This window comes from Bradyrhizobium sp. 31Argb (assembly GCF_043638955.1).
Lineage (GTDB): Bacteria > Pseudomonadota > Alphaproteobacteria > Rhizobiales > Xanthobacteraceae > Bradyrhizobium.
Genome location: NZ_JBEGDB010000329.1, coordinates 1 through 8,226 on the forward strand (window position 1 = coordinate 1; position 8,226 = coordinate 8,226).

Genomic DNA, 8,226 nt, shown 5'->3' on the forward strand with positions numbered 1-8,226 from the left:
CTGCCGCGTTGACCACATGCCCACAGCAACTGCAGCAGACAGCGTCTCTGGCTGCGTGATAGAAAGGGATCAGGAGCAGTCAGTTTCCAACTAACAAACCGGTTCAAGCGGTCCCGCTCCGCGGGTCCATTTCATCCTGCCTGGCGCGCGCCGACAGCTTGGTCGGATCGCGCCGCTTGGCCACATGGGCGGGGTAGGTCGAAGGGGCGATCGGCAAGACCCTGCAGATCGGCTCGACCCCATACGTCCCACGTTGATCGTCGATGAAGGCGATCATGGCTTGGACCGGCGGTCGAGCTCCGCCGTCGCAAAATAGGCGCTCGCCTTGCGCAGGATCTCATTGGCGTGCCGAAGCTCACGGTTCTTCCCGTTCCAGGGCCTTCAGCTTCTCAGCCATGTCGGTCGGAACGCCTGCCCGCTGTCGACCTCGGCCTTCTTGACCCAGTCATGCAGCGTCTGCGGCGTGCAGCCGATCTTGGCCGCAATCGAGGTCACCGCCGCCCAGCGGGACGGATGCTCGCTCGCGTGATCCAGAACCATCCGAACCGCACGGGCCCGGACCTCGGGTGAAAATCTGTTCGTCGTCTTGCTCGTCATGGCTCCATCCTCTCAGGAGCTGGAGCCTCCGGCAAACCCGGGGCGGTTCAAGGCCACGCTCGGCCAAGCCTTGAAGGACCTTAGAAACCCGACTGCGGAGCTCGGGCAGTCTGCGCAGAAGCGAGCTACACGTCTGCGTGCGCTGAGTGCGTGGCTTAAAGAAAATGCCAGGGGGACCATAACCTGGCGTGTTAACGGCGCTGGCAAGGAGCAGTTAACGCTGGACAACGATGTGCTAACGTTCCAACGCAAGCCTCCGGTCGCGCGCTGCGGCCGGAGGTTTTTACTAGAACAGGACATGCTTTGAGGCTACTCACGTTTCGAAAGCGCACAAGCCGGTGTGTGCCGCACGTTAGCCAATCAGAAGATCGCCCGCACGGGCGCGCGTCGGCAAGGCTCCGTCACCAGAAACTCCTCGCGCTTGGCGGCGCTGTTTGTTGTTTACGCTCACCGGCCTCTTGGCTAAGCCCAAAAAAGGCCGCCGCAATCAGCCAAAGCGGAACTGTCCACCGCCATTACCTGAGAAACTGCCAACATTGCGGAGCCGAAGATGTCTGCTGCCCGCGTAGTGCGACGCAGCTCTCCTGGTGCGACACCACAGACGAGCGGTCTGCGAGGCCTGAAGGGCTGACAATGCGTGGAAAGATCATGATGGTTTGAGCACTGTCGGCGTAGATGAGCATTCACAGTGTGTTCGTTTCTCAGCCATGGATCCGTGCGCTCGGTATTCCGTATGTGGATGTCCGATTGCCGCCTCAATGTCGTAAATCCGACGGAGCTGCCGGGGCAATTCCGCACGAAATGCTGTAGGTGGGCATGTTCTTCTCGTCCAACGAGGCGCAGTCGAGATTTTGTGGCTGGCACGGCGATTGCTGATGAGCAGAGACCACCGGATGGGTGGGTGAAGATGGTCGCAGCCGGACTTTAGTGTTCCCACGAATGAGAGGTTTCAGCAGACGGCTTGCAAGACGCGCCATTGCGGGCCAAGCCGCTGCCCCATCCCAAGTCACACAAACGTGCTTCAGTAATGAAGCGACGCGCCCGGACCCGAGCAGAATTTACACGAGCGCCAACGTCAAGAACTTACACGAGCTCAAAGAGACTTCTATGGAAATGCTGGACCTCATCGGAATTGGCATCGGCCCATTTAACCTTAGCCTCGCAGCGCTTATTGAACCTACTCCGCTCCGCGCACTTTTCCTGGAGAAGCGAGACGCACTCTTTTGGCATCCAGGCCTTGCGCTGCCGAACAGTCGCCTACAGGTGTCGCCGCTCAAGGATTGCGTGACCCTGGTCGATCCTACTAGCCCATATTCATTCCTCAACTATTTGGCACTGCATGGTCGGCTCTACAGCTTTGTCAACAAGCGCAATGCTTCAACGTCCCGGCGGGAGTTCATTGAGTATTACCGGTGGGTCGCAGGGCGACTCAATACGCTCCGCTTCTCCGAGGAAGTCAAGGATGTTGTTCCTTTTAGGGATGGCTACCGCATCAGCACGAATACAACCACATACTTGGCGCGCGCCGTTGTTGTCGGCGTTGGCGTAGAGCCCAAGATCCCGGCCTGTGCCAGATCTTTGCTATGTGACACCGTCTACCATGCAGCCGACTATCTCGAGCGGCAGCTACCGTATGCAGCCGAGCATGTGCTCGTTGTGGGAGGCGGTCAGAGCGGGGCTGAGATCATCGAGGATATTCTTACTCGTTCTGTATCCACCCAGATCACGTGGGCAACGTCGCGTTCGAACTTGTTTGCCATCGACGACAACAGTTTCGTGAATGAGGCTTACACGCCCGCCTATAGCCGTCGCTTTCACGCTCTACCGCTTCAGCAACGCCGGAACATAGTCGAGGGCGAGATGCTTACGAGCGATGGTATTTCTGTCGATTTGTGCAACCGCCTATATGAAATGCTGTACGAACGCAGCCTGGATGGCACGCTGGCCGACCGATTTCGTGTGTTGTCCAGCGTAGTCGTGAAAGACGTCACGTCCCACAACAAGCGCTGGCGAGTAGATCTAAATGAGATCGCAACGCAGCGAAATAGCTGCATCCTCGTCGATCGTATAGTGCTTGCTACAGGCTTCCAGCCACGTACGCCGCCCTTCTTGCAGGCCCTCCTCGAAGGCGCGTGTATGGAAGACGGCCTGCCCGTACTCGGCCCGGACTACGCAGTCCGCTTCAGTCGGCACATGCCAGGACCAATATATCTACAAAATCAAAGCCGCGTGCAGCACGGATTGCAGAGCGCCAATCTATCTTTGGTCGCGTACCGCAACAGCCTGATTATTAATAGCCTCCTCGGCCGACCGTTCTATTTGAATACATCCGACAGGCAGATGATTGAGGTTTACGCACCTTCGGACACGTCTGAACGAGACGCCGGTGTGGTTGCGATGCCATCAACCCGACTGGGTAGCATATGAACGGCGGTTCGACCTCACGGCTGCGGGGCCGGATTGCGGATGGAACGGCTAAAGCCGCCGACCAGCTTTCAGGCACGCTCGACTACCGCGCCTTTGCACCATTTTTGATTGCCTCCATTATCATTGCAGCAGCTTACGGCACTAGCTTTCTATTGCCGGACTACATGCATGCGCTCGGAACGGATAGTGGAGCCGCGGGTCTTATTATTTCCAACGGCATGGCTGCCACTCTCGTTTCCTGTTGCTTGGCAGGCTGGCTGGCAAAGCGGATAGGCCTATTGCCCACGTTGACTGTCGCCTCGCTATTTATGGCCTTAGCCATGCTGGCCTTTGCCGGCGCTGCCCTCGATAGGCGAGCGGCGTACGGTGGAGGATTACTGGTGGGCTCTTCTTGGTCAGTGTTCTTCATTCTGGCACCGCTGCAGATCATCCGCCATCTACGTCCCTCAGCACGTATTCAGTATTTGACTGTCTTATCCGGATCACAAATGGCTGGGCTCGGCCTAGCGGCTCCACTTGGTCACTTGCTTGCAAAATACACTGGTTCGCTGGCCACGATTTATGCGGTGCTTGCGATTGCGTGCGTGATCGCAGCCGCCTGCGTAGACCTTACAAGACGCGCGATGTCGAGGCTATCGGCAGTGCCGATGCCGGATGTCGAAATTACACTGGCCGCGACTACGACACTGCTTCAGAAGTGCACAGCACTCCCCATCGCCATGATTGCGATTTCAGCCTGCATGTTCGCGGGGCTGTCCACATATCAGAGCGCGTATTCCGCATCACGTCACTTGAATTCCGATCTGTTCTTTCTCGTTTTTACTGCTACGAGCGTGGTACTACGCTTCTCGGTCGCTCACCTCATGGGCAGCCTGCCGTTACAGCGACTGGCGCTCACGCTCATCCTACTGACCGCTGCGTCTCTGGTGTTGTTCCTTCTCAATGGTGGCAGCACCTCACTCTATATCGCGGCCACCGTCCTCTTTGCCGCCGGCTATGGGTTAAGTTATTCAACCTTGAACACGATAGCCGTCAATCTTGCCGGCGAGCACGGCGTCTCCGTGCCCACTACCTCGCAGATCTTTACGCTCGCATACTTCCTCGGGCTCTTCGGCTTTCCCCTGGTCGGAGGGCAGTTGGTCCGTGGATTCGGCCCTGACGTGATGTTGCTGAGCCTATTGAGCGCGACCGCTCTTAATGCGGTGCTAGCAAGCCGCCTGGGGTAAAGCACAACTGATCCGTCTCATCTTACGAAGGAGCTCACACATGCTGACTGAGGCACAACAATCGAAATGGCATAAGGATGGATATCTTCGATTGGAACAGTTCTTCGATCCAGCCACGCGCGACAAGATTTCTCGTTTCGTTGAGGAAGTCGCACGTTGGGATGTAAGCTCCGACAAGTGGATGTTGTGGTTCGAGAAGACGAGTGACAGCCGCAAGATTATCTCCAAGGCCGAGAACTTCTTAGACTACCATGCCCCTCTACGGGAGGCGCTCCTGGCCGATGGCCGCATTCGTACAGCGGTCGAGACACTCTTGAATGAGGAAACACGGATGTTGAAGGAACTTCTGATCTTCAAGTATCCGGACAGCGGCGGATACCGCCCACATCAGGACATCTATCATATCCCGCACAAGATACCCGAACGCATGGTGCACGCAATTGCATCCATTGCCGTGGACGACTCGGACCCGGGTAACGGTGGGCTTTTCTTCACGCCAGCTCGCCATAAGGAAGGAGTGTTTCCGATGGATGCCGGCGGCGTGATTCGCCCGGAGATCGCCGAAACCTTCACATGGGAGCCGGTGCACTTGAAGGCTGGCGATGCTTTCATTTTCGACGATTATGCGCCCCATTACTCACTGCCAAACAAGAGCGATCGGCCGCGTCGTGCGATTCACTTGGTGTTCCAGCGCGCATCCACTGGAGGTCCGACACGCACCGAATACAACCGCATGAAGCGCGCCTACAACCCACCAGAGGAAGCGGTGGCGGATCTTGAAAACCTGAAGATTCCCAATGGCATATTCTATCGCGACTGATAGCCACGTTTGAGGAAGACCAACGTGTACACGAAGCAGGCCGATCATTCTCTGATGCGAACCGAATACGGCGTTCTGGTCTGGCGCCTTTTGGAGCATCTCCCGGAGGGTCTCAGCCCAGCATTTGGCGCTTCAGTCGTGGAGCTCGCTCCAGGCGATGCGGTCGACCCGCACGATCATCAGGAGCACGAACTTTGGGTGCTGATCTCTGGTCGTGGAGAATTCGAAGTCGACGGTCAGGTCCGTGAGGTTAGCGAAACGACCTTGTGTTACATGTCGCCACATCAGACGCACACTATCCGTAATATCAGCCAAGACAGCGCTCTCAAGTTTATCTCGATTTGGTGGGATTGACGTGCGCACCTATTTTGTCTGTCCCGCGCCGCCTTGCCCTAACGGCAAACTACATCTGGGTCACATCGGCGGCGTGTATTTACTCGCTGATATTTTCGTCCGCTTTCAACGCATGACCGGCCATCGGGCCTACTACATCACTGGCTCAGACGAGCACGGCACATATACGCTCGAAACGGCACGAAAGCTCGGCCAATCCTTTAGCGAGGTCGCAGAACGATACATTCACCAGATCTTACAGTGTTTGCGCGCCGTGCAAATTACTCCCGATGTGTTCGTGCGCACATCTAGCGCGATTCACAAGGAAAATGCGCTAGCTATATTCCGCGAGCTGCAAGGGGCCGGCTACGTCGACGTACGGCAGGGCGTCCAACTGTATTGCGACCATTGCGATGAGCTCGTTACGGACTCGCTCGCAACTGGCCGTTGCCCGGCTTGCTCATCGCCTTGCGACAGCAATCTGTGTGAGAACTGCGGGCTGGCTCTTCAGCACGACACAATCCGTGACGCACGGCACGTCACCTGCGGCCGCGATCTTGTGCTAAGACCCATCACGCAGGCCGTGTTCGACATGCCACGTCTCGCTCGCCCACTGCACGAAGCCATTGGAGAAAGCACATGGCCCGAGCCGATACGCGCCAAGGCGCGCGCTTGGCTACACCGGGAGGTGCGCGGCTTGCCGATGACCCGCCATTTCAGGCACGGTGTGGAGGTAAAACAGCCTGACTCTCTGATCGGCCAAACGCTGCTTACATGGTTTGAGGGCCTCTGGTGCTTCGACACCGGAATTCGCGAGCAATGCGCCCGCGCCGGTCTGGACGCAAACGCGACGTTGCACGACCAGAACACCGAGCTTCTTTTCTTCATGGGGCAAGATAACCGCTTCTATTACACGCTAGGTGTGGCCGGCGCTCTGCTCGCGCGCGGCTACCCAATTCCCAAAAATCACTCCGTCCAGGATTTCTACAAGCTGGAAGGCGAAAAGTTTTCCACCAGTCGTGATCATGCTCTTTGGGCCGATGAAGTGGCGCGCGAGGTGGGGCCAAACGTACTCCGTTATGCACTGGCGCGAGTGGCCAAGCCGTTTGGAACCGACGCAAACGATTTTGATCTCGACGGGCTCATCTCGGCAGCCTCACGCATTCGGGTCTGGGAAGATGCGTTACGCCGGTATGCAGAAAACGCACGCACAGTAGAGAGCACCGAACTGTCCCCGAATTTCCGCCGCTTCGCTGAAGATTACGCCGATGCGGTCACCACACTGCGTTTCTGGGATGCGCTTGATATCATCGACAAGTACTTCGAGCTAGCTGGCTTTGCACATGCAGACGGTTGGACATGGAATGCTGCGCAGATCTCGCTGTTCCTGAGCCTACTCTATCCCGTAGTACCTGAGCTAGCGATGGGCTACGGCCAGCACTACTTTGGCGGTGCGTGGCGGCCGTCCCTCGAGACATCAGCCGTAGCAGCCCAGCCAAAGACGTCGGTGGACTTTCCCCGTTTCAGCGCGCCAATACCCGCAAACTTTGCCGCGGAGTACAATAAGCGCTTTTGCAAAGAACAGATTTGGCAATCATGAAGATCCGAATGACGAAGCCATGAATTCGCGCATCTCAAAACGCAGCGCTGTCGCTCAGGGCTTTGCGCCATTCAACTCCTCAACTGCGAAACATGGTATCAATTTCGGCCACGCGCTGGCCGATCCGGTGATGTTTGCAGAACTGCCGTGGCCAGGCGCGTTTGACGGAGGTACAGGTGTCGCTCCCGCCGATCTGCCGCAGTATACGGATGCGGCGGGTTTGCCCGAACTTCGTACAAAGCTCGCACTGAGGTACGGCGTGCGGCATAACCAAGTTATGCTTACGGGTGGTGCTTCACAGGCTTTACAATTGCTTGCCGATGGCTGGATTGACCCCGGTGACGTGGTCCTGACGGAGGACCCCTCCTACTTGGGCGCACTGCGTACGTTTTCGATCGCGGGTGCAACCGTGGTCCAGCTAGGTCTGGCCGCAGAGGGAGTGGATCTGAACGAAGTCGAGGCAATGCTGCAGACCAATGCCCGGGTGAAGCTTTTCTACACGATGCCAGCATTTCATAATCCAACCGGGCGCCAGATGTCGTGCGACTATGTGGCCAAGTTGGCGGGCCTGCTAGCCCGCAGTGGCGCTCTCTTGGTGCAGGATCTTGTCTATGCTGAGTTGCCCTATAACGGTCCAGTGCATTGGCTGGCGCCAGGCAACAACGTGATCAATGTCCATAGCATCTCAAAAGTTGCCGGACCGGGGCTACGGGTAGGCTGGGTGCTTGCGGAGTCCGACATCATCAACAGGCTTGCGCACCTCAAACCCGACGGCGGCGTAAGTCCGGTTTTGAGTAATGTCGTTTTGGGGTTGTTGCAATCGAGCGCTCTTGACGCGCACATAACACGCTTACGCGAGCACTACCAAGCGAAGCGAGACAGCGTGCATAGGTTGTTGCAGCGCAGCCGGATTTGCGAGCCGGAATATACGGTGCCAAGCGGGGGCTTCTCGTTCTGGGTACGGCTTACCGCGGGTACGGATCCGGAGATGTTTATTGAAGCTGCGAGCCGCGAGCACGACGTGCACCTTATAAATGGTCGCAACTATGGCCCACGAAGTGGCCGTCACGTGCGCCTGTGTTTCAGCTATCTTCCAATATCTCTCATTGAGCAGGGGCTGGAGCGCTTAGGTAATTTGCATGCTAACCTCTAGGCCGTGTGGACAGTTACCTTATCCAGAGCAGAGTGGCGGCAATGGCGACGACGGCGAAGTAGTTTCGCGC

Annotated in this window: 6 protein-coding genes, 1 pseudogene and 1 other annotated feature; of the genes and pseudogenes, 6 read left to right on the forward strand and 1 reads right to left on the reverse strand. The window is 57.2% G+C overall.

All coding sequences use genetic code 11. The features are described 5' to 3' along the window. Window positions 1-133: 133 nt before the first annotated feature. Window positions 134-597: pseudogene (locus tag AAFX91_RS36230) on the reverse strand (transposase); the annotation flags it as partial. Continuing rightward, window positions 203-319 (reverse strand) — a sequence feature (AL1L pseudoknot). (Overlaps the previous pseudogene by 117 nt.) A 1,107-nt stretch (window positions 598-1,704) precedes the next feature. On the opposite strand from AAFX91_RS36230, the gene AAFX91_RS36235 reads away from it, so the two are divergent. From AAFX91_RS36235 to AAFX91_RS36260, 6 genes are read left to right on the forward strand one after another with little or no spacing between them, the layout of a single operon-like run. Further along, a complete protein-coding gene (locus AAFX91_RS36235) occupies window positions 1,705-3,024 on the forward strand; it encodes a lysine N(6)-hydroxylase/L-ornithine N(5)-oxygenase family protein (RefSeq protein WP_155255674.1) in 1,320 nt (439 codons plus the stop codon). Continuing rightward, window positions 3,021-4,250 carry an MFS transporter gene (locus AAFX91_RS36240; protein ID WP_394569718.1) on the forward strand — a complete coding sequence of 410 codons (1,230 nt, stop codon included), beginning with the start codon at window positions 3,021-3,023 and terminating at the stop codon, window positions 4,248-4,250. Before AAFX91_RS36235 ends, AAFX91_RS36240 begins: the two co-directional genes overlap by 4 nt. A 40-nt stretch (window positions 4,251-4,290) precedes the next feature. Beyond that, a complete protein-coding gene (locus AAFX91_RS36245; RefSeq protein WP_394569719.1) occupies window positions 4,291-5,070 on the forward strand; it encodes a phytanoyl-CoA dioxygenase family protein in 780 nt (259 codons plus the stop codon). Between the two features lie 24 nt (window positions 5,071-5,094). Then, window positions 5,095-5,424, forward strand: coding sequence for a cupin domain-containing protein (locus AAFX91_RS36250; protein ID WP_028169265.1), 330 nt, complete (start codon window positions 5,095-5,097; stop codon window positions 5,422-5,424). Window position 5,425: 1 nt separating this feature from the next. Beyond that, complete coding sequence (locus AAFX91_RS36255; protein WP_028169264.1) at window positions 5,426-7,003, forward strand: class I tRNA ligase family protein; 1,578 nt, start codon at window positions 5,426-5,428, stop codon at window positions 7,001-7,003. A gap of 19 nt (window positions 7,004-7,022) precedes the next feature. Further along, complete coding sequence (locus tag AAFX91_RS36260; RefSeq protein ID WP_394569720.1) at window positions 7,023-8,156, forward strand: PLP-dependent aminotransferase family protein; 1,134 nt, start codon at window positions 7,023-7,025, stop codon at window positions 8,154-8,156. The last annotated feature ends 70 nt before the right edge of the window (window positions 8,157-8,226 follow it).

Excerpts from the sequence above, each read along its gene's own strand:
- AAFX91_RS36260 (WP_394569720.1), top strand. The coding sequence starts at position 7,023 with ATGAATTCGCGCATCTCAAAACGCAGCGCTGTCGCTCAGGGCTTTGCG.
- AAFX91_RS36245 (WP_394569719.1), top strand. The coding sequence starts at position 4,291 with ATGCTGACTGAGGCACAACAATCGAAATGGCATAAGGATGGATATCTT.
- AAFX91_RS36235 (WP_155255674.1), top strand. The coding sequence starts at position 1,705 with ATGGAAATGCTGGACCTCATCGGAATTGGCATCGGCCCATTTAACCTT.
- AAFX91_RS36240 (WP_394569718.1), top strand. The coding sequence starts at position 3,021 with ATGAACGGCGGTTCGACCTCACGGCTGCGGGGCCGGATTGCGGATGGA.